This window comes from Haemophilus paracuniculus (genome assembly GCF_002015115.1).
Lineage (GTDB): Bacteria > Pseudomonadota > Gammaproteobacteria > Enterobacterales > Pasteurellaceae > Haemophilus_E > Haemophilus_E paracuniculus.
Genome location: NZ_MUYA01000008.1, coordinates 127553 through 149721 on the forward strand (window position 1 = coordinate 127553; position 22169 = coordinate 149721).

Genomic DNA, 22169 nt, shown 5'->3' on the forward strand with positions numbered 1-22169 from the left:
CAAGGGGTAGGATTTTGCGAAATTTCTGATAATCCTACCCCTTGTTTTGCTTATTTATGCCACTTCTGAAATTTGATAGCGAAATAAATCATCCTCTTTGACAAACTCAAATAAATGCGTAATGCAATTTGGGGCGTCGCTATCTTGGTGGGAAACAAATAATAATTGGGTTGGGCTATTTTCAACCAGTTGCTCAATAAAATGTTTGATGATTTTTTGATTGATACCGTCTAACCCTTGAAAAGGTTCATCTAAAATTAAAATGGGCGGATATTTTACCATTGCTCGCACAATCAATAATAAACGTTGTTGTCCCCACGAAAGGGATTTAAAGGGTTTATTTGCAAGGTGTGGTAAATTTATACGAGTGAGCCATTCCATTGCTTTTATTTTTAAACTTTCTGGTGTTTTTTGATATACACCGATTGAATCAAAAAAGCCCGAAATAATCACATCTAATGCCGAACAATTTACCCGATAATCTAAATGTAATTGACTACTAATATAGCCGATATTTTTCTTAATATCCCAAATCGTTTCGCCGCTACCTCTTTGTTTACCAAATAAAATAACGTGATTGGCGTAAGATTGTGGATGATCTCCCGTAATAATCGAAAGTAGCGTTGATTTACCCGCCCCATTTGAGCCTTTAACCCACCAATTTTGACGAGGTTCAACCGTCCAACTTAGGTTATTTAAGATCTTTTTTTCGCCATACTGAATATTGACATTTTTTAATTCAAATAGCGGTTGGTTTTCAGGTAATTGAATAATTTCTGATGCAGATTCAGGCAAAGGAATATTTGTGGCGTTTTCCGCAAAAAAGAGCTGTTGATAAGTCTCTTGTTCGATGATTTCTTCTTTTTTACCCTGTAAAATAATTTGTAGATTATTTAAAATTGCCAAATGGGTGGCATCAGTTGGAATATCATTTAAACGATTTAAGATTAACACCAAAGTGGTTTGGTTTTTAATCTGGCTAAATAATTTTTTCCATTCTGATACAGATTTTTGATCTAATCCCTCAAAAGGTTCATCTAAAATCAATAAATTTGGCTGATTAACTAAGGCTTTGCAAAATAAAACCTTGCGACTTTCGCCAGTCGAAAGTTGAATAAAGGGACGATCTAATAAAGGCAAAATCTGTAATTTTTCGGCGTATTGTTCACATAAATTTTCATTTTGATTTCCCTCTAAAATAATTTGTTTTGCCGTTTTGCCAAAATCATCGGGGCTAATACTATCGTTATTTCGCTCATTGAAAATCGCTTCAACCATTTTACGTTGTTGTTCAAAGGAAATTAGCGAAATTTTTTGGAATCGGTTATCCATTTCGCCTTGTTCAAGCGGTAAGTTTTTGCTTAAAATTTGCGAAAAAAGTGTTTTGCCCGAACCATTTCCGCCAATAATCACCCAATAATCGTGCTGATTTAGTTCAAATTGTTCAATACAAATTGAACGTTGGCTATTTAATTTAAATTGAGCTTCGGTTAATGTGATTTTCATTGATAAATATCCCCATCTCGTAATAAATGAACATCCCCTTTTCGGTGTAAAAAACCAACTTGATCAAAATACTCAATTAGTTGCACCGTTAATTTACGCCCATATTGAATTTCATCGCGTAGCTGATTCACTGAAATTGCACCATTTTTTTCGATCATTGTATAAATTAAATCGGCAAATGCTTTAATTTGTTGATTTAATAGAAATCGATCTTTTACAATCGGTACTAAATAGCCTAATTTGCCGATTTTATATAATAAATTCCGCATTTCACTTTCATCAAAGACTAATTCCTTGGCAATATCTCTTACCCATAATGCTTGGTTAGTTGCTTTAAATAACGGTTCAATTTGTTGCCAAATTTTCAATTCTTCTGCGGATAATTCAATTTTATGATCGAGGGTATGAATCCAGCCACGAGTTTGGGCTAATTTACCTGTTTCAATTAAATTGTCGATAAATTTATAAGCTAATGATTGAGGTAAATTTAATAAAGCAATACGATATAATCTTGATTTGGTTACCCCTAATTGATCGTTATGTTTCTGATGATATTCTGTGATTTTTTCTAATAAATAATTTTCGATTTTTTGTTGATATTTCGCCGAATATAACCATTCTCTTTCAGGATTAAAACCTAATAAGTTAAGTTGTGTTGGAAATAATTGTTCCACCCATAAAAATTGTTTGGCAGACATTACATTATCTTGCAAGTAAAGATCCGCTCGCTGTTGGTAACTAGTTGTTTTTGCAAGATTTTCTAAATAAGCAAGCCGTTGCTCGCTACGTTTATAACGTTTTGGCGAATGGATTTCTAACACTCTCGCCCCTGCAATGGTTTGACTATCATCTGCATTGCGTAAAATCAATTTATCGCCAAAAGTAATGTGCAACGGTTGATCTAATATTATTTCAGCAAAAACTTGCTGATTTCGCACCGCTTGTTTGGCGTTTAATAAATTTAATTTTCCCATAATATGGGTAGCGAAATGATAAAGATGAACCGTTTGATTTTCTTTTAAACTTTTTTCCGCTTGTAAGATTACGCTAATTCTATCGGTGGCAAATTGAGGATTTGATTCCGTGATAAAATCGCCCCGTTTTATTTTTTCTTTTTCGATATTAGCTAAATTTAAGGCTAAACGTTGCCCGCTCAATCCCATTTCCGCAGGTTGATTTTGTGCGTGAATTTGTTTTACTCGTACTTTTTCACCATTAGATAAAAACAATTCATCGCCAATTTTTATTTTTCCTGCAATCGCTGTTCCCGTAACGACTAACCCAGCCCCTTTAATATGGAACACCCGATCAATACAATAACGGAATGGTTTTTCGTTATTTTGTGGATTTTCTGAAACAGAAATTAATGCAGATTTTAATTCATCAATACCGATATTTTTGGTTGCCGAAGTAATAAAAAAGCGAGATTGAACTAAAAAAGGAAAATCCTGTTTTAATTTCAAAATCAGATCATCAATTTGATCTTTTTCGGCACGATCTGATTTGGAAATAATTACCCAAACTTGTTCAAAATTAAGCAATTTTAAAATATGCAAATGCTCAACGGTTTGCGGTTTAATCCCCTCGTCAGCCGCCACCACCAGCAAAGCGTGCTGCACGCCTCCCAAACCCGCAAGCATATTAGATAGAAATTTCTGATGCCCTGGCACATCAATAAAGCCGAGAGTTCGCTCGCCCACAGGCAAATAGGCGTAGCCCAAATCAATGGTCAGCCCACGCTGTTTTTCTTCGGGTAAGTGGGCGGTGTGCGTGCCAGTTAGGGCTTGCAGAAGTGAGGTTTTGCCGTGATCAACGTGGCCGGCGGTAACAAAAATCATAGGGTTTCAACCTCCGTTAAAAGAGCATCAAACTCTGCCACCGAGCGTAAATCCAGCCAAATTTTTTGTTGGGCGATGCGTCCGATAATCGGGCTAGCAAGGGCTTTGAATTGGGTGTCAAGAGCGAGTAAATCCGTTTGGTTTGGGGCGGAAATGGTAACAGCGAATGAGTCAAGGGTTTCGCTCGGCAAAGCACCGCTGCCGATTTGGGCGAGGCTCGGTTCGATTTGTAGAAAATAGCGAGAATCTAACCGCTTGCAAAGGGCGTTTTTAAGCTGTTCCGCCTTGATTTGCAAGGTTTCGAGCGGTTGGGTTAAAAGGTGCAAAGTCGGCAAATCTTCGCAAAGGCGTTCGGGGAAAAGGTAATGGCGTAGGGTCGCTTCTAAGCCCGACAAAATCACTTTGTCGCAACGTAGCACCCGTTTGAGGGGGTGTTGTTGCAGTTGGTCGATCAGGGCTTTTTTGCCGACAATCACCCCAGCCTGTGGGCCGCCGAGCAATTTATCCCCCGAAAAAGAGACTAAATCCACCCCTGCCGCCACTTTTTGTTGCACCATTGGCTCGGCTGGCAAGCCGAGGGCTTGCAGATCAACGAGCGAGCCGCTGCCGAGATCGGTGATCACGGGCAAGTTAAATTCCTTGCCGAGTGCCACTAATTCCTCTTCGCTCACACTTGCCGTGAAACCTTGAATATGGAAGTTGCTGCTGTGAACTTTCATCAAAAAGGCGGTATTTTCGGTGATCGCGTTGCGATAATCACGCAAATGGGTACGATTGGTCGTGCCGACCTCAACCAATTTACAGCCCGCCTGAGCCATAATGTCAGGAATGCGAAACGCTCCGCCAATTTCGACCAACTCGCCGCGGGAAATGATCACTTCCTTGCCTTGGGCGAAAGTCGCCAACATCAGCAACACCGCCGCCGCATTATTATTCACAATGCACGCACTTTCCGCCCCTGTAAGTTGTTGTAATAATTGGGAAATTTCTAAATCTCGGTGGCTGCGTTTGCCCTGTGCAATATCAAATTCAAGGGCGACATTATTCCGCATTGCGGTGGTCGCCGCCTTCACCGCCTGTGCTGACCAAAGCCCTCGCCCCAAATTGGTATGCAACACCGTGCCAGTCAGATTAAACACCCGTTTCATTGCAACCTGTTGATTTTGCGTAAGTTTTTGTTCAACAAGCGACCAGATTTGCTCACTGTTTTGCAAATAATCGGGCAATCTTTGCTGTTGCTGAATTTGGTTGCGAGCCTGTTCCAACAGCAAACGCAATTCGGCGGTAACGGCGGTGCGACCAAATTTTTCTAAAAATCCTACCCCTTGTGGGCTGTTCAGCAGTTTGTCTATGGAAGGCAGGGAACGAAATAATGTGTGCATAGGCTTTTTTGTTAAGAAATTTTGGACAATTTTAATGAAAACGGTAAAATATCGCCACCATTTCGGAAGTGAGTCGTCTCCGGTGAGGCGGCAGGACTTCAAATCCTGTTAAGGTTGCCAGCAATCTTGGGTGGGTTCGACTCCCATTCACTTCCGCCAAATTTATTTTTCGTATTCAATAAAAAGGGGACTTTCGTCCCCTTTCCGTTTTTTGGCTAGTCCATTTCCGCCATTAAACTTGCGTTTCCGCCTGCGGCGGCGGTGTTGATGCTGATCGCTTGTTCGTGGACGAGGGGGAACAGCGAGAGGGCGAGGTCGAGGTTTTCGATGTAGGTTAAAATCGCCCCTTGGCGTTCGGCGTGGTGCTGTTTTTCCGCTGGGGAAAGTGGGTCAAGCACGATCATTACCGCCAAGTCGGCTCGTTGGTTGAAATCATCCAGCACGATCACTTTGCCGTTAAATTTCGAGGCGTACTGAGCCAGTGGCGAGCCTTGTTGCACGAGGGCTTGGCTGCCACAAGCGACAATCGCCACCACCGCTTTGACTTGGTCGGCGAGCGAGCCGTTGCCGACCGCAATCACGGGGCGAGCCACAAAGGTTAATTCATTGGTTTCGCCCGTGATGCCTTGCATTGGGTGGCGTTTTGCAAGCGGTGAGTTAGCCGCAAATTTTTCCGCTAAACTGACCGCTTGCGTTTGGGCTTCGCCGTCCAATACTTGTTTGACCGCCGAAATTAGCTCGCTTAAATCTTGTTGGCTTTCGCCCACCAGATTTGGCACTGTCCACTTGGTGCGATTAACGAGGCGTTGTAAATAGAGAGGTCCACCTGCTTTCGGGCCTGTGCCTGACAAGCCCATTCCGCCGAACGGTTGCACCCCAACCACCGCCCCGACCGTGTTACGGTTCACATAGAGGTTGCCCGCGTGAATGCCGTTTAGCCATTGCTCAATCGTCTCGTTAATCCGACTATGAATACCGCTGGTCAAGCCGAATCCTGTCGAGTTGATGTCGGCGATCACTTGTGGCAGTTGGCTTGCTTCAAAGCGGATAACGTGTAGCACGGGGCCGAAAACTTCCTGTTTGAGCTGGCTGATGTGGTCTATTTCCAACAAAGTCGGCGGTACGAAAATGCCCTGTTCGGCAATTTCTGCCTCAATCGGCACTTGATAGAAATCTTTCGCCACTTTTTTGATCTGTTCGATATGAGCCAACAAGCGAGCTTGGGCGGTTTGGTCGATCACAGGCCCAACGTCCGTATTCAACGCCTGCGGTCTGCCCACTCGCAATTCCGCCATTGCCCCTTTCAACATTGTGAGGATATGATCCGCCACATCGCTTTGCAGATAAAGCACCCGTAACGCCGAGCAACGTTGCCCTGCCGAGTCGAATGCGGAATTTAGCACGTCCGCTACCACCTGCTCACCGAGGGCGGAACTGTCCACGATCATCGCATTTTGTCCGCCAGTTTCTGCAATAAGCGGTACGATCTCAGCACGTTTTTGCAAATTGCGGTTGATGTTTTTGGCGGTGTCGGTTGAACCCGTGAAAATCACACCGTTCACCCGTTCGTCCGCCACCAACGCCGCCCCAATCTCTTTGCCCGAGCCGAGCAAGCATTGTAAAGCCCCTTTCGGCACGCCAGCTTGATAGAATAAATTCACCGCAAAATGCGCCATTAGCGAGGTCTGTTCCGCAGGTTTCGCCAGCACCACATTGCCCGCCACCAACGCCGAGGAAACTTCGCCGACAAAAATCGCCAGTGGGAAATTCCACGGGCTGATCGCCACCACAATGCCACGCGGGTGTTGGTAATCCTGCGGATTGTCTCTCACGATTTTTGCATAATAACGGCAGAAATCGACCGCTTCCCGCACTTCGGCAATCGCATTATTGAGGGTTTTGCCCGCCTCACGCACCGCCAAATCAAACAGGGTCGGCATATTGGCTTCCATTAAATCCGCCATTTTGTCGAGAATGTCCGCACGCTGTTCAGGGGCGGTCGATTGCCACGCGGATTTTGCCTGTTCCGCATTGGCGAAAGCGGTCGCCACATCATCAAGGTTGGCAAAAATCACTTCGCCCACTTGCTCATTTTGGTTCGCAGGGTTGAGAACAGGGCGTTTTTCGCCACTTGCCTTGACGCCCTCAACTTGCGAAGTCGCCAAATAAGATTGTTGAGCGAGGCGGTTGAGTTCATTTTCTAACTGTTGTAAATGAATGACATCGGTTAAATCGTAGCCCTTGGAATTGGCTCGCTGATCGCCAAAAAGCTGATGAGGCAGAGGGATTTTCGGGTGCATCGCACCCCTTGTTTGCGAGGCTTTGGCGACAGGGTCTTGGGCGAGATCGTCCAAGCTGATGGTTTCATCGACAATTTGGTTCACAAATGAGCTGTTCGCCCCATTCTCCAACAGACGGCGGACGAGGTAAGCAAGCAGGGTTTTGTATGAGCCGACAGGGGCGTAAATGCGACACTGCACATTCAGATTTTCCGCACCCACCACTTGATCGTAAAGGGTTTCACCCATTCCGTGTAGGCATTGAAATTCAAACCGCTTGCCTTTGGCGAGATGATAAATGGTTGCCAGCGTTTGGGCGTTGTGGGTCGCAAATTGGGGGTAGATCACATCTTGCGCCGACAGCAACAATTTGGCACAAGCGATATAGTTCAAATCGGTATGCACCTTGCGAGAAAAGACAGGGTAGCCCTCCGCTCCGTCCGTTTGCGCCCGTTTGATTTCGCTATCCCAATACGCCCCTTTCACCAAGCGGATCATTAGCTGGCGGTTATTGGCGCGAGCTTTTTCAATCAGATACTCGATCACGGAAAGGCAACGTTTTTGGTATGCCTGCACCACAAAACCCACCCCATTAAAACCTGCGAGGTCGGGGTCGGTCAAAAGGCGATCCATTAAATCGAGGGAAATTTCTAAGCGATCCGCCTCCTCCGCATCAATGTTCAAGCCGATGTCGTATTGTTTGGCGAGTAGGAAAAGTTGTTTGAGGCGAGGGTAGAGTTCGTCAATCACCCGTTGATGTTGGGCGAGGCTATAACGAGGGTGAATGGCGGATAGTTTGACCGACACCCCCGAGGCATTATGCACACCCAGCCCTTTGGACACCGCCCCGACCGCGTGGATTGAGGCGACATAATCGGCGTAATAGCGTTTTGCGTCTTGTTCGGTCAAGGCGGATTCGCCGAGCATATCGTAGGTGTAACGGAATCCTTTTTGAAAACGTGCCTCACTATTTTTGAGGGCAATCGCAATGGTTTCGCCCGTCACAAATTGTTTGCCGAGCAGACGCATTGCCACGTCCATTCCCTTGCGGATCAAGGGTTCACCCCCTTTGGCGATCAAACGGCTCAACGCATTCCCCAAGCCTTGTTCGCTATGGTTTGAGACCAATTTCCCCGTGACCACCAGTCCCCACGCCGCCGCATTCACAAACAGCGACGGACTATTGCCCGTGTGGGCTTTCCAGTCGCCGTGGGCGATTTTATCGCGGATCAACTTATCGGCGGTGCTTTGATCAGGGATTCGCAACAACGCCTCCGCCAAGCACATCAAGGCAACCCCCTCTTGGCTCGACAGGGAAAATTCGTGCATTAACGCATCGACCCCACTCGCTTTTTTGCGTGCCGTACGCACTTTTTCAACTAATTTATGGGTCAGGGCTTTGATCTCACCCTGCAATTCATCGGTGCGCGCCAGTGCTAACAAGCGTTGCACCAGCGTGATTTCATCAATGCGGTAATGTTCGCTAATTTGCGGACGGATAGCGGTTTGAGTCGGAAGAAGTTGGTACGACATAGTCTCTCTCCATAAAGAAATACAAGGGGTAGGATTTTGAAAAATTTTTACGGTTTTAAATCATTGCTCGAATGGTGTTCCCGTCATTTTGCGTTGAGCGGATTTCGTCAATTTCAAGAACGATTTGTACTGTTTGAGCCACGCCAGTGGCGAGTTTACAAATCGTTCGTAGAAATTAGAAATCAGCGAAACAAAGCAAAATGCTCGGGCGTGCTTTCTTTGGTTACTTTCTTTACACGAGTAAAGAAAGTAACAATCTTAAACAAGCGGTGAGTTTTTCGCTTTCTTTTACCCATTTATTTGAGCGAAGAACGATATTCATTATCCGCCGTTTCAAAGGTTTTAATTACCTGCTCACTCGGCGCTGGGGTCAGCAACGACACAGCCACAATCGCCACAGTCGCTAAAATAAAGCCGGGGATCATTTCATAAATGCCACTATTCGGCACGAGGCTATTCCAGAATACGACCACTAACGCCCCTGTGATCATTCCAGCCATTGCCCCAAAGCGGTTTACCCGTTTCCACAACAGGGAAAGGATAATCAACGGCCCGAACGCACAACCAAAGCCTGCCCACGCATAGGAAACCAAGCCCAGCACTTTGCTGGTTGGGTCTTGGGCGATCACAATCGCCAGCACCGCAATCGCTAACACCATCGCACGCCCGAGCCAAACCAGCTCTTTTTGACTGGCGTTCGGGCGGATAAAGCCCTTATAAAAATCTTCGGTAATCGCACTCGAACAGATCAATAATTGACAGCTCAACGTACTCATCACCGCCGCCAAAATCGCGGACAGTAAAATCCCTGCGATCCACGGATTGAACAGCATTTTGGCGAGTTCGATAAAGACCTGCTCGTGGTTTTGGCTCACAATGCTGGCATTTTGCGGATTGGCGAAAAAGTAGGCTTGCCCGAAAAAGCCAATGCCGACCGCCCCGAACAGGCAGATAATCATCCACGCCATACTGATTCGGCGTGCGTTCGGGATTGATTTCACACTATCGACCGCCATAAAACGCGCCAAAATGTGCGGTTGTCCGAAGTAGCCCAAGCCCCACGCCGACAGGCTCAACAAACCGATAAAAGTCGTACCCGTGAAAAGGTCGGTAAAATCTTTCTGCACCGCATCGCCTGCCGCCACGATAATGGCGTGGGTCTCGGCAAATCCGCCCAGTTGAATTAACACGAAAATCGGGGTGAGGAATAGGGCGAATAACATCAGCGAGGCTTGAATGGTGTCCGTCCAGCTCACCGCTAAAAAGCCACCGATAAAGGTATAGATAATGGTCGCCAACGCCCCATACCAAAGGGCGGTGCTATACGGTACGCCGAACAGATTTTCAAACAATCTCGCCCCTGCCACTACGCCCGAGGCACAATAGATCGCAAAGAAAAACAGGATAATTGAGGCGGACACGATTTTGAGTAGTTTGCTGTTATCAGCAAAGCGATGATGAAAATAATCGGGTAAAGTTAAGGCGTTTGCATTGTGTTCCGTATGAACACGCAAACGCCCTGCCACAAATAACCAGTTCAAATAAGCCCCAATGGTAAGCCCGATGGCAATCCAGCCCTCGACCAACCCAGCGGCATACACCGCCCCCGGCAGTCCCATCAAGAGCCAGCCCGACATATCGGACGCCCCTGCGGATAAGGCGGTAACGAAACTCCCCAAACGGCGACCGCCTAAAATGTAATCAGATAAATTTTTTGTATAACGATAGGCAATAAAGCCGATGGCGATCATTCCCAAAATGTAGATCAGGAATGTTGTTGTGGTCGGATCAAATCCAAACATAGCACCTCCAAATCAGAAAAGTGCTAATAAAATACTCGAAATGGATTAAAAAACAACAAGCAAACGTTAAAATTTTGAAATTTGTCACATTTTTGTAAAAAAATTGTGATAACCGACCGCTTGCAAGCGGTATTTTTAGGAAAATCTTTTACACTTCGCCCTCGAAAGGCTAGAATATCGCCACCTTTTTTCACTCGACAAGCCTATGACAACCATTTGTATCATCACGGGAAGCACCCTCGGCGGTGCGGAATATGTTGCCGATCATCTCAATGATTGCCTGACCGCACAAGGCTTTGCGGTTGATTTATTCAACCAAGCCACCCTCGCCGATATTCAAGATCGCACCCATTTGCTAGTGGTAACCTCCACCCACGGGGCGGGCGAATTGCCTGACAATCTCCGCCCACTTTTCGAGGAAATTGAGCAAAGCGATTTAGACTTCTCCGCAATGAAATTCGGCGTAGTCGGCTTAGGTAGCTCCGACTACGACACATTCTGTAACGCCGTCAATATTGTCGAACAAACCCTCAAAGCCAAAAACGCCACCCAACTCTGCGACTCCCTCCGTATTGATGTGGTTGAAAACTTCAACCACGACGAAACGGCGGAAGGGTGGTTGCCTAACTTTACGGAGTCTCTATAAAAACTAAGCCCCCCACACAAGGGGCTTAGTTTTTAATTCAATGTCTGCAACGCCTTTACCAACGCTTGATATTGCTGATATTTTCGTTGGTAAGCCTCGAAATGTTCGGGGTTGGGGTGGTAGGTTTGCATTTGTTGGTTGAAGCAGTCGAGGGATTGTGAATTTTTGCCCACGCCTCGCATTGCCATCATTGCAGCACCTAAACAGCCAGTTTCTTCCACCGCGGGAATTTCAAGCCGCATTCCGCTGAGGTCAGCGAGCATTTGTAACCAAATCGGGGATTTCACCACGCCGCCCGTTACACGTAACACTTTGGCATTCGGGAAACGTTGCAACATTCGGTTGAGGTGGTGCATTAGGCTAAATAGTACGCCCTCGTAAATGGCTTGGAGCAAATGGGCTTGGCTATGGTGGGCTTGAATGCCGTAGAAGCCTGCTTTCATTCCTAAGCCTGCGTTTGAGCCGTAGAGGAATGGCACAAATAGCACTGAACTTTCCGCAGGGGCAAGCGGTGCGATTTGCTGATTGATTTGCGAATAATCCAATCCCCACTGTTTGACGAACCATTCTAAATTGCCTGCCGAAGTCGGGCTTGCTTCGTGCACGATAAACTTACCTTGCTCCGCATAGCGTCCATACACAAAGGGCAAGGATTGATTTGGGTCGATATGATCGGTAATGCCACTGACCACCGACCAAGTCCCCAACACTACATTTAGCTTGGTTTCATCATCAAGCCCTGCACAAAGGGCGGTAGAAACCACATCAAACAACCCACCGACCACCGCCGTGCCTGCCGCCAGCCCTGTTTCATTTGCAGCGGATTGAGTTACATATCCTGCGATTTGATCCGATTGAATGATCGGCGGTAGTTTGTCGCAAATATCGTCAAGATCGAGCATTTTCGCTAAATTTTCCGCGTAACTACCCGCTTGCATCTCGTAAAGATTGGATTCGGAAATGTTGGTTTCTTCGCTGTGCAGTTCGCCCGTTAAGCAAAAACGTAAGTAATCGTGCGACATCAACACCGCCCCGATTTTTTGGTAACGTTCAGGTTCGTGCTGTTTTAACCAACGCAGGATCGAAACGGGGTGTCCTGTCCACAAGGTTTGGCGAGTGAAAGAGTAAAGCTGTTCGGGGATTTGTTGTTGCTGCCACTGTTTAACGATGTCAAGGGAACGCTGATCGGAGGACAAAATCCCTCGCCCCAGCGGTTGATGATTTTTATCGAGCAAAAAAGCCCCTTTGCCTTGGGCGGAAATCCCTACGCCTTTAATTTTGGTCGGTTCAACGCCACTCTGCTCAATCGTTTGGCGAATCACTTTGGCACAAATTTGCCAGAGTTGCGACATATCTCGCTCGGCATAGCCCGCCTGCTCGCTAATCACCGCCACGCCCTGCCGAACGCTCGCCACCGCTTCGCCTTTTTGGCTAAATAGCACCGCTTTAATAAAAGTGCCGCCGCAATCAATCCCAAGAAAATAGTGCATATCCGTTCCTCATTGATAACAAGGGGTAGGATTTCGCATATTTTTCGCAAAATCCCACCGCTTGCAACGCTATTTCGCCAAGGCGTCAATCTGTTTCACTAAGTCATCGCCGTGTTTGTCGATAAAGGCTTTACGCACATCGGCTTCGATAACGGCTTTGAATGGGGCTTGGTCGATTTGTTCGATCACTTCCACGCCTGCTTTGCGTAACTTGGCGATGATCTCTTTTTCATTGTCGATATTGAGCTGACGCTGATATTGCCCCGCTTCTTTGGCGGCGGTTTCAATCGCTTGCTGTAATTCAGGCGAGAGGGCGTCAAATTTCGCTTTGTTCATTACCACGATCAAAGGGGTGTAGCCGTGATTGGTGAGGCTGAGGTGTTTTTGCACCTCAAACAATTTAGACGACCAGAAAATACCGATTGGGTGCTCTTGGGCATCAACCGCTTTGGTTTCGAGGGCTGTGTAAAGCTCGGCTAATGGCATAGGCACGGGGTTCGCCCCAAATAGGCTAAATGCTTGAATATACATCGGATTTTGGTTGGTTCGCACTTTCAAGCCTTTAATATGATCGGGTTGCGTAACCGCATTTTTCGAGTTGGAAAAAGCACGGAAACCCACGTCCCAGAACGCTAATCCTTTCAGCCCTTGCTGTTCGAGGGATTTCAATAATCCCTGCCCGATTTCGCCATCTAGCACTTTGAAAGCGTGTTCACGATCTTTGAAAATAAAAGGAATATCGATCACGTTTAACTTCGGTTCTAAGCCCGTGAAGTTTGGCGAGCCAGACATTTCAAGGTCAATCGTGCCGCCTCGCACCGCACTGATCATTGTTTGAGCGTTACCCAAAGTACTGTCGGGGAACAGGCTCAATTTCAATTCGCCTTTCGATTTCTCTTTCAACAATTCGTTAAATTTTTTGGCGGCGATATGTTGGGTATCGCTGCGTGGGGCTTCATAGCCAAACCGCAAGGTGGTTTCCGCCACCGCCGTACCAGCAAAAAGACAGGCAGAAGCAATCAAACTTGCCAACATTTTACGATTAAACATTTTCATAACGTTCTCCTTTTTGAGGGTTAAACAATTTGCCAAACTTTGGCGTAATCCGACCGCTTACTGCAACCAGCCGAGCGGCACTAAAATCAACGAAGGGAAGAAAACGAACGCAAACAGCAAGGCGATCATCATCAACATATAAGGCAAAATCCCTTTGGCGGCTTGGTCGAATGGCAGTTTAGACACGCCCGTAATCACATTCAGCACATTGCCGACAGGAGGTGTAATCAAGCCAATCGAGGTGTTGAGAATAAACAGCACGCCGAAATAAACGGGGTCGATCCCTGCTTCTTGCACCAACGGCATTAGCACAGGGGTTAAAATCAGTACCGTTGGGGTCAGATCCATTACCATTCCGATAACAAACACCGCAAGCATAATCACGATCAACAGCAAGGTTGGGCTTTCAATCAACGGTTCTAACAGTTCGGTCATCATTTGCGGCAGTTCTGCAACGGTAATCAACCAGCCCGTAACGTTAGCGGCAGCCACGAGGAACATTACCACAGCGGTGGTTTTGGCGGCGGCTAAAATCACACGGTAGAGATCACGGAATTTCAACTCACGATAGACAAACAACGATACCACCAACGCATAGAAAGTCGCCACTGCCCCTGCTTCCGTTGGGGTAAACATTCCCGAGCGGAAACCGCCGATAATAATCACAGGCAACAACAACGCCCAAATGCTGTTTTTGAATGAAATGCAAAGCTCTTGTTTGGTCGCTTTGGAAAAGGTCATCAGGTTGAGCCGTTTTGCCTGCCACCACCATAATGCGGCTAAACAAACGCCCATTAAAATGCCAGGGAAAATGCCTGCGAGGAAAAGTTTAGTGATCGAGACACCGCTTGCTACCCCAAATACGATAAACGGAATGGACGGCGGAATAATCGGAGCGATAATCCCTGCGGTGCCGATTAAACCTGCCGATTTATCCAACGGGTAACCCGTGGTTTTCATCATTGGCAATAACATTGCGGCAACGGCGGCGGTGTCGGCAATCGCTGAACCTGAAAGGCTTGCCATAATCATCGCTGCCATAATCGCCACAAAGCCCAAGCCGCCGCGTTTGTGTCCGACTAATTTCATCGGCAGATCGATAATCCGTTTGGATAAACCGCCCTCGTTCATTATTTCGCCAGCCAAGATGAAAAACGGAATCGCCATTAACGAGAAACTATCCGCCCCACTCACGAGCTGTTGAGCCAAAATTTGCGGATCGAACAGGTCTAAATGTAACATTAACGCCACACCACAAATCAGCAGCGAAAAAGCAACGGGTACGCCCAGCAAAATCGAGCCGAGCAGCACGGAAAGAAAAATCACCACAGTCATTGCGTTTCCCCTTTAATCAAAACGGTAAAATTTGAGACCAAACGCACCGCTAACAAGATGCCGATCAGCCCGCTTGCAATCACGCTGGCGAGAAAAGTAATCCCCTGCGGTAAGCCTGAAATCGGGGCGATATTGGTTAAATTAAGCTGGAATTGCACCCAACTGCCGACCAAAATCAAATAGCAACAAAAGAGCATTGCCCCGTCAGTGATCAGGCGTAACAGCTTTTGTTTGACCGCCGAGAGTTTTGAGGTGAGCAAGGTTACATTCACGTGTAAATTTTCATTAAACGCCAGCACCGCCCCTAAAAAAGCCAACCAGACGAACAGGTAGCGAGAAACTTCTTCGGTTACATTGATACTGCTGTTAAATCCATAACGCAGCACCACATTGACAAACACCAACAGCGACATCGCCGACAAAATCAACACCACCAAAAATTCCAGCACACGGCTCACGGAAGCAATCAACGGTTTCATCATTTACCCCTCAATTTCGCTCATTGCGATTTTGACCACCACTTTGCGGATTTCGCTTTGCTCGCCGTGAATGCAGGCTGGGCGATGAATATCTTCGGGAAAAAATACCGCAAAACTACCCGCTTGCATTATCAAATCGCTCTCATTTTCCGCCGATTGATAACGCAAAATATCCCGTTCCGCCGAATAAGGAATCGCAATCGGATTGTTGCCTAAATCGGGGGCAAAACCGATAATCTCGTTGCCTCGGTGCAGATATTGCACATCAAGATAATGGCGATGCACTTCGGGCAAAATCTCGGCTTTCGGCTGGGTGGTTAAGTCCAACACTTGCACATAAATGCGGTCGCCTTTTAGCGGATAACGCCCCACGTCAAGCTGATCAAAATCGGTGTTTTTGAGGTAATTCAACGCAAACTGAATCGCAGCTGGATACTGTTTGAGATTTACCGCAGAAAGATGTCCAAAAAACATCATCGCCCCCTTTGCAAAAATTTGAGAAAATCAGACCGCTTGTAAACGGCTTACAGCGATTGCAACTTCGCCCACACCCGTTCGTCCACTGGAATGCCGTTCGCAATGTTATCGGCAAGAATGGTGGTAAATTCGTGGCCGGGCAGACGCACTTCCACATTTGGATCGGCTCGCTCGGCGGTTTTGACATAATCCATAATCCGAGCCAATTTTTCCGCTTTGGTGTCGCCGTCAATTAAGCGATCGACCTCAATCGCAATAAACACCTGCGAAACGCAGTATTCATCATCTTTATCTTCCGTTACGGCAGCGGTGGAAAGCCCGTTTGAGAGCAAGGTGGCGATCATATCTAGCACAATCGACAAGCCCGATCCTTTCCAAAAACCCGCAGGCAACAAACGGCGGTTTTTCTCAACCGTAGCAGGATCGCGAGTGAGATTGCCCTCATCATCAAAACCTGCGTCCACAAAGGTTTGTTTGCCCGCCAAACGATGAACCTCCAACATTCCGTAGGAATACATTGAGCAAGACATATCGACCATTGTGATCGGATTGCTCGGCACGGCGATAATCAGCGGATTGGTGCCAATTCGACACTCTTTTGCTCCCCACGGTGGCATTACCGCAAGGGCGTTCGTCCAACAAATGCCGATGTAACCTTTTTCCGCCGCTTGCCAGCCGTAGCTGCCGCCTCGCATCCAGTGGTTCGCATTTTTGAGAGCGACTACGCCGATCCCAAATTGATCGGCAATTTCCATTGCCCGATCCATCATTTTTTGAGCGGTTAAATTGCCGATCGCTTGATGAGCGTCCCACTGCTCAATCGCCCCCAACGACAGCACTTTGGTCGGCTCGGCATCGGGGATAATATCGCCATTTTCCAACTGCTGAATAAAGCGAGGAAAACGGTTCACACTGTGGGAATACGCCCCCGCTTGAGCGGTGTCGGCAAACACGGTGGCACACTGTTCGGCGATTTCTTCTCGCACATTGCGAGCAAGTAACACCCGTTTAAATTCGGCTTTTAAGGCTTGGTAGCTAACTCTCATCTTGACCTCTCGATAAAATTTCATAATATGGAATTAGATTTCATTTTTACTATAAACGGAAAAAGCACAAAGGTTAATCACTTCTTGCTAAATTTGTGATCAAGATCTCGTTTTATTCGCTAAAATAGCCTGCGGAGGAAATTTTTATGGCAGAAAAAGATAAAATCGGCGGCAATCAGAGCCTGATTCGAGGGCTAAAACTGATCGATTTGCTAAGCAATTACCCAAACGGTTGCCCGTTGGCGACCTTGGCGGATTTAGCTCAACTCAATAAAAGCACAGTGCATCGGCTGCTGCAAGGCTTGCAACAAGAGGGCTTTGTTCAGAGTGCCACCACCGCAGGTAGCTACCGCTTAACCACCAAATGTCTGGCGATTGGGCATAAAATGTTCTCCTCACTCAACATTATTCATCTCGCTTCACCTCATTTAGAACGCCTTAATCTCACCGTGGGGGAAACGGTCAATTTTTCAATGCGAGAAAAAGATCACGCGATTTTGATCTATAAACTCGAACCCACCACGGGAATGATGAAAACCCGAGCCTACATCGGGCAGCATCTGCACCTCTATTGTTCCGCAATGGGCAAGCTCTACCTCGCTCACGATCAAACAGATTATTTGCAAGATTATTGGTTGCAAAATCAAGGTCATATCCAACCGCTTACCTGCAACACCATTACCGATTTAGCCGAAATGAAACAGAGCCTTGCACAAATCAAACAACAAGGTTTTGCAATGGATAACGAAGAAAATGAGCTGGGAGTATCCTGCGTAGCCTGCCCGATTTTTGATTATGAAAATAAGGTCAATTATGCGGTGTCCATTTCCCTCTCCACCGCCAAATTAAACCAGTTAGGCATTGATTATCTACTTGCTGAATTGCAACAAACCGCCAAAGCGATCTCCGTTGATCTCGGCTGGAATGAATAAAGATCATTTTTCTGATCTGTGGATAACTCCTGATCTAAATGGTAGATAAGTTGGGATCTTTGTTGGAATAATCCGATCGTTTTTCCATTCTGTGGATAACTTTGGATCTTATACACAACTTAGATCCCGTTAGTTGGCAAGATTTTTACACAATATAATCTTCGATAACCTTTTGATTTTCGGTAACTTTTTTGAGTTTTCCTCAATTATCCTACGATCTAATAGTAATCATAATAAAGATCTTTATATAAAGATCAGATCTATTCTTAGGGATCTGCTGATCAAGGGGTGAGATCCTGAAAAAGATCGCAAAATGCCTTTTTACGATCCTGCTTTTTTCGGGTAGAATTGCGATCTTTTTTATGAACCGAATTTAACGAAGAATAAAAATGATTTATCGTGATATTTATGATGTGATTGTGGTCGGTGGTGGCCACGCAGGCACCGAAGCCGCCCTTGCCCCTGCTCGAATGGGGCTAAAAACCCTGCTTTTAACTCATAATGTGGATACCTTAGGGCAGATGTCTTGCAACCCTGCGATTGGGGGGATTGGTAAGGGGCATTTGGTGAAAGAAATTGACGCAATGGGCGGTTTAATGGCGTTGGCGACCGATAAAGCAGGGATCCAATTCCGCACCCTCAATAGCAGTAAAGGCCCTGCGGTGCGTGCTACTCGTGCACAGGCTGACCGTGTGCTTTACCGTCAAGCGGTGCGAATTGCCCTTGAAAATCAGCCGAATTTGGATATTTTCCAGCAAGAAGTGGTGGATATTTTGGTCGAAAATAACCGTGCAGTCGGTGCGGTAACCAAAATGGGCTTAACCTTTAAAGCACGTTCGGTGATTTTAACCGCTGGCACGTTTTTGGCGGGCAAGATCCATATTGGCTTGGATAATTATGCAGGCGGACGTGCAGGCGATCCTGCCGCAACAATGTTGGCAGATCGTTTGCGTGATCTTAACTTGCTTGTGGATCGCCTCAAAACAGGTACGCCACCACGTCTAGACGCTCGCACTATTGATTTTTCGGTGCTTGCCGAACAGCACGGCGATGCGGATCTGCCAGTGTTTTCTTTTATGGGATCTTTGGATCTGCACCCGCGTCAGATCCCGTGTTACATCACCCACACCAATAACCAAACCCACGATATTATCCGTGCCAACCTCGACCGTAGCCCAATGTACACAGGGATTATCGAGGGGATCGGACCGCGTTACTGTCCGTCTATCGAAGATAAAGTAATGCGATTTGGCGACCGTAACGGGCATCAAATTTACCTCGAACCTGAGGGGCTAACCTCAAACGAAGTCTATCCGAACGGCATTTCCACCAGCTTGCCGTTTGATGTGCAAATGGGGATCGTCAATTCAATGAAAGGCTTGGAAAAAACCCGCATTATCAAACCAGGCTATGCGATTGAATACGACTATTTCGACCCTCGCGATCTCAAACCGACTCTTGAAACCAAAGCGATTGACGGCTTGTTCTTCGCAGGGCAAATCAACGGCACCACCGGTTACGAAGAAGCTGCTGCACAGGGCTTGTTGGCAGGGATTAACGCAGGTTTGCAGGTGCAAGGCAAAGAGGCGTGGTATCCAACCCGCGATCTCGCCTACACGGGCGTGTTGGTGGACGACCTCTGCACCCTCGGCACCAAAGAGCCGTACCGCGTATTTACCTCGCGTGCCGAATATCGCCTGTTGTTGCGTGAAGATAACGCCGACATTCGCCTCACCCCAATCGCTCACCAACTTGGCTTGATTGATGAAGCACGCTGGGCGAGATTTAATCAAAAAATGGACAATATCGAGAAAGAGCGTGAGCGTTTGAAACAGATCTGGATTCATCCGCAATCCCCTCATTTAGACGCTGTTAATCAGATTGTGAGCAGTCCGCTCACCCGTGAAGCAAGCGGTGAGGATCTGCTTCGCCGCCCAGAAATGAGTTATGAAAAATTAACCCAAATAGAAGCCTTCGCCCCAGCGTTGGACGACAAACAAGCGGCGGAACAAGTGGAAATTTCGATTAAATATCAAGGCTATATCGAACATCAATACGCCGAAATCGAACGCCACAAACGCCACGAAAACACCCTCATTCCACCGCAATTTGACTACGACAAAGTGGAAAGCCTCTCAAACGAAGTGCGAGCCAAGCTAATGCAGCACCGCCCCGTATCCATCGGGCAAGCTTCCCGTATTTCAGGCATCACCCCCGCGGCGATTTCCATCTTGCTGGTTAATCTCAAAAAGCAAGGAATGTTAAAACGAGGGGAACTCTAAACACAAGCGGTCAGTTTTGGCAAAAATTTTGTGGGAACTGACCGCTTGTTTATTCAATCTAGCAAGTCTTAATAACCCTGCTCGCCAAGATCTTTGTAACGTTCGCAACCTGCTTGACTGCCATTATAATGACTGTCCTTAAAAGGACTACTAAACCCCCTCGCTCGATCTTAGATAGGGTGTTGGATATTATTTGATCAATAAAACCAAAAACGAAGCACGCAAAACACCCAACGACAAGCGGTCGGTTTTTCGGTAAAATTTACCCATTTTTGAAAAAGAAAGGATTTGCTCAATGTTCGCCAAATTAGACCGCTTGCTAACGCAGGCGGAAATTTCTCTTACCGATCAGCAAAAAACGCAACTGGTTGATTTTGTTAAACTTTTGGATAAGTGGAACAAAGCCTACAACCTCACGTCCGTGCGTAACCCCGATGAAATGTTGGTCAAGCACATTATGGATAGCCTCGTAGTCAGCCGCCATTTGCAGGGGCAACATTTTATTGATGTTGGCACAGGGCCGGGCTTACCGGGGATTCCGCTGGCGATTGCCAACCCTGATAAACAGTTCGTCCTGCTCGACAGCCTCGGCAAGCGGATTACCTTTATCAAAAACGCCCTGCGTGAACTCGGCATTCACAACGTAACCGCCGTGCAAAGCCGTGTGGAAGCATACATCGAACAGCAATTTGACGGTGTGTTGAGCCGTGCCTTTGCCTCCCTCAACGATATGGTGGCGTGGTGCTATCACCTGCCGAACGCAAGCGGTCGTTTCTACGCCCTCAAAGGTATCTACCAACCCGAAGAAGTGGCAGAAATCGAGCAAGCCGTGGCGTTGGTGGACGTGCTCCCCCTCAATGTGCCAGAGCTGGTCGGCGAGCGAAATTTGGTGGTGTTGGCAAAAGGCTAAAACAAGCGGTAAGATCAGCGAAAATTTTGCGATCTTGCCGTTTTTTATGGAATGAAAATGAAACAACTTTACCTAGGAATGATGTCTGGCACGAGTTTGGACGGGGTGGATTTGGCGTTGGTGGATTTTGCGGAAAATCCGCCGAAACTGACCGCTTGCGACTTTACCCCAATGCCAGAGGATTTACGGGCGGATCTGTCTGCTCTGCTCAAATCGGGCGAAACCAGCCTGCAAAAATTGGGGGAACTCGATCATCGGCTGGGCGTGCTTTATGCGGAAAGTGTCCTCGCTTTTTTGGCGAAACATCAGCTTGCACCGAAGCACATTCAGGCGATTGGCTGCCACGGTCAAACCGTGTGGCACGCCCCGCACGGCGACCACCCGTTCACAATGCAAATCGGCGATATGCACCTTGTTGCGGCTCGCACGGGCATTACCACCGTGGGCGATTTTCGCCGTAAAGATATGGCGGTCGGCGGTCAGGGTGCGCCCCTCGTGCCTGCTTTTCATCAGGGGATTTTTGCTGATCCGCATCGCATCACGGTGGTGTTGAATATCGGTGGGATTAGCAATGTGTCGCTGTTGCAGCCCGACAAAACCACCATCGGCTATGATGTTGGGGTGGGCAATGCGTTACTGGATAGCTGGATTGAATTGCACCACGGCAAGCGGTTCGACAAAAATGGCGATTGGGCGAAGTCGGGGCAGGTGCGAGCGGATCTGCTTGCCGAATTGCTTGATGAACCCTTTTTCCAACAAGCCCCACCGAAAAGCACGGGGCGAGAGCTGTTCAATTTAGATTGGCTCGCAAAAAAATTGGCGAAACTACCCGCTTGCTCGCCCGAAGATGTGCAACGCACGTTGGTGGAATTTACCGCCCAAGCGATTGCCAACGATTTAGCCAAATTGGAAAATCCGCAAGGCTTGCCGTGTCTGCTGTTGGTGTGTGGCGGCGGGGCGAGAAATCCGCTGATAATGGCACGCCTCGCCGATTTGCTCCCCGAATGGCAAGTCGCCCCCACCACTGATTACGGCTTAGATGTCGATTATGTCGAAGCCGCCGCCTTCGCCTGGCTCGCTTATCAACGCCTCAACAATCTTTCAGGAAATTTACCGAGCGTAACAGGGGCAAGCAAAACGGTGCAACTCGGGGCGGTTTATTCGCCTAATTAAACA

General features: G+C 47.2%; 16 protein-coding genes and 1 tRNA gene. 6 read left to right on the plus strand and 11 right to left on the minus strand.

The genetic code is table 11. The features are described 5' to 3' along the window. Positions 1 to 54 precede the first annotated feature (54 nt). The 3 genes from modF to selA are packed head-to-tail and all read right to left on the minus strand — an operon-like array spanning position 55 to position 4726. Entirely contained in the window at positions 55 to 1506 is a 1452-nt protein-coding gene (gene modF, locus B0187_RS06955) for a molybdate ABC transporter ATP-binding protein ModF (protein ID WP_078237139.1), read from the minus strand. After that, positions 1503 to 3344: a selenocysteine-specific translation elongation factor gene (gene selB, locus B0187_RS06960; RefSeq protein WP_078237140.1), complete on the minus strand. Its 1842-nt coding sequence runs from the start codon at positions 3342 to 3344 to the stop codon at positions 1503 to 1505. Before selB ends, modF begins: the two co-directional genes overlap by 4 nt. Then, positions 3341 to 4726 carry an L-seryl-tRNA(Sec) selenium transferase gene (selA, locus tag B0187_RS06965; RefSeq protein ID WP_078237141.1) on the minus strand — a complete coding sequence of 462 codons (1386 nt, stop codon included), beginning with the start codon at positions 4724 to 4726 and terminating at the stop codon, positions 3341 to 3343. Before selA ends, selB begins: the two co-directional genes overlap by 4 nt. A gap of 64 nt (positions 4727 to 4790) precedes the next feature. Between selA and B0187_RS10260 the strand changes: the two genes are divergently transcribed. Continuing rightward, a tRNA-Sec gene (locus tag B0187_RS10260) sits at positions 4791 to 4885 on the plus strand. A 56-nt stretch (positions 4886 to 4941) separates the two neighbouring features. On the opposite strand, the gene putA is transcribed toward B0187_RS10260, so the two are convergent. After that, on the minus strand, positions 4942 to 8538 hold the full coding sequence (gene putA / locus B0187_RS06970) for a bifunctional proline dehydrogenase/L-glutamate gamma-semialdehyde dehydrogenase PutA (RefSeq protein WP_078237142.1): 3597 nt from the start codon (positions 8536 to 8538) through the stop codon (positions 4942 to 4944). A 296-nt stretch (positions 8539 to 8834) separates the two neighbouring features. Further along, positions 8835 to 10340, minus strand: coding sequence for a sodium/proline symporter PutP (putP, locus tag B0187_RS06975; RefSeq protein ID WP_078237143.1), 1506 nt, complete (start codon positions 10338 to 10340; stop codon positions 8835 to 8837). Between the two features lie 205 nt (positions 10341 to 10545). Here putP and mioC point away from each other — a divergent pair, with 205 nt between their 5' ends. Continuing rightward, complete coding sequence (gene mioC / locus B0187_RS06980) at positions 10546 to 10986, plus strand: FMN-binding protein MioC (protein WP_078237144.1); 441 nt, start codon at positions 10546 to 10548, stop codon at positions 10984 to 10986. Positions 10987 to 11018: 32 nt separating this feature from the next. On the opposite strand, the gene B0187_RS06985 is transcribed toward mioC, so the two are convergent. From B0187_RS06985 to yiaK, 6 genes are all read right to left on the minus strand, one after another. Continuing rightward, on the minus strand, positions 11019 to 12476 hold the full coding sequence (locus B0187_RS06985) for an FGGY-family carbohydrate kinase (protein WP_078237145.1): 1458 nt from the start codon (positions 12474 to 12476) through the stop codon (positions 11019 to 11021). A gap of 69 nt (positions 12477 to 12545) precedes the next feature. Then, positions 12546 to 13532: a TRAP transporter substrate-binding protein gene (locus B0187_RS06990; protein ID WP_078237146.1), complete on the minus strand. Its 987-nt coding sequence runs from the start codon at positions 13530 to 13532 to the stop codon at positions 12546 to 12548. A gap of 57 nt (positions 13533 to 13589) precedes the next feature. Then, positions 13590 to 14867 (minus strand): TRAP transporter large permease subunit, encoded by a 1278-nt coding sequence (locus B0187_RS06995; RefSeq protein ID WP_078237147.1) that lies wholly within the window; start codon positions 14865 to 14867, stop codon positions 13590 to 13592. Further along, complete coding sequence (locus B0187_RS07000; protein ID WP_078237215.1) at positions 14864 to 15346, minus strand: TRAP transporter small permease; 483 nt, start codon at positions 15344 to 15346, stop codon at positions 14864 to 14866. Before B0187_RS07000 ends, B0187_RS06995 begins: the two co-directional genes overlap by 4 nt. A gap of 3 nt (positions 15347 to 15349) precedes the next feature. Then, entirely contained in the window at positions 15350 to 15820 is a 471-nt protein-coding gene (locus B0187_RS07005; protein ID WP_078237148.1) for a NanQ anomerase/TabA/YiaL family protein, read from the minus strand. Between the two features lie 50 nt (positions 15821 to 15870). After that, positions 15871 to 16869 (minus strand): 3-dehydro-L-gulonate 2-dehydrogenase, encoded by a 999-nt coding sequence (gene yiaK / locus B0187_RS07010; RefSeq protein ID WP_078237149.1) that lies wholly within the window; start codon positions 16867 to 16869, stop codon positions 15871 to 15873. Between the two features lie 146 nt (positions 16870 to 17015). Between yiaK and B0187_RS07015 the strand changes: the two genes are divergently transcribed. The 4 genes from B0187_RS07015 (at position 17016) to B0187_RS07030 (ending at position 22166) form a co-directional block, all read left to right on the plus strand. Beyond that, positions 17016 to 17801, plus strand: coding sequence for an IclR family transcriptional regulator (locus B0187_RS07015; protein ID WP_078237150.1), 786 nt, complete (start codon positions 17016 to 17018; stop codon positions 17799 to 17801). Positions 17802 to 18190: 389 nt separating this feature from the next. Continuing rightward, complete coding sequence (gene mnmG, locus B0187_RS07020) at positions 18191 to 20083, plus strand: tRNA uridine-5-carboxymethylaminomethyl(34) synthesis enzyme MnmG (protein WP_078237151.1); 1893 nt, start codon at positions 18191 to 18193, stop codon at positions 20081 to 20083. 295 nt (positions 20084 to 20378) lie between these two features. Then, the gene (gene rsmG, locus B0187_RS07025; RefSeq protein ID WP_078237152.1) at positions 20379 to 20993 is read left to right on the plus strand and encodes a 16S rRNA (guanine(527)-N(7))-methyltransferase RsmG; all 615 of its coding nucleotides are present in this window, start codon (positions 20379 to 20381) and stop codon (positions 20991 to 20993) included. Positions 20994 to 21050: 57 nt separating this feature from the next. Next, positions 21051 to 22166 carry an anhydro-N-acetylmuramic acid kinase gene (locus tag B0187_RS07030; RefSeq protein ID WP_143413766.1) on the plus strand — a complete coding sequence of 372 codons (1116 nt, stop codon included), beginning with the start codon at positions 21051 to 21053 and terminating at the stop codon, positions 22164 to 22166. Positions 22167 to 22169 lie beyond the last annotated feature (3 nt).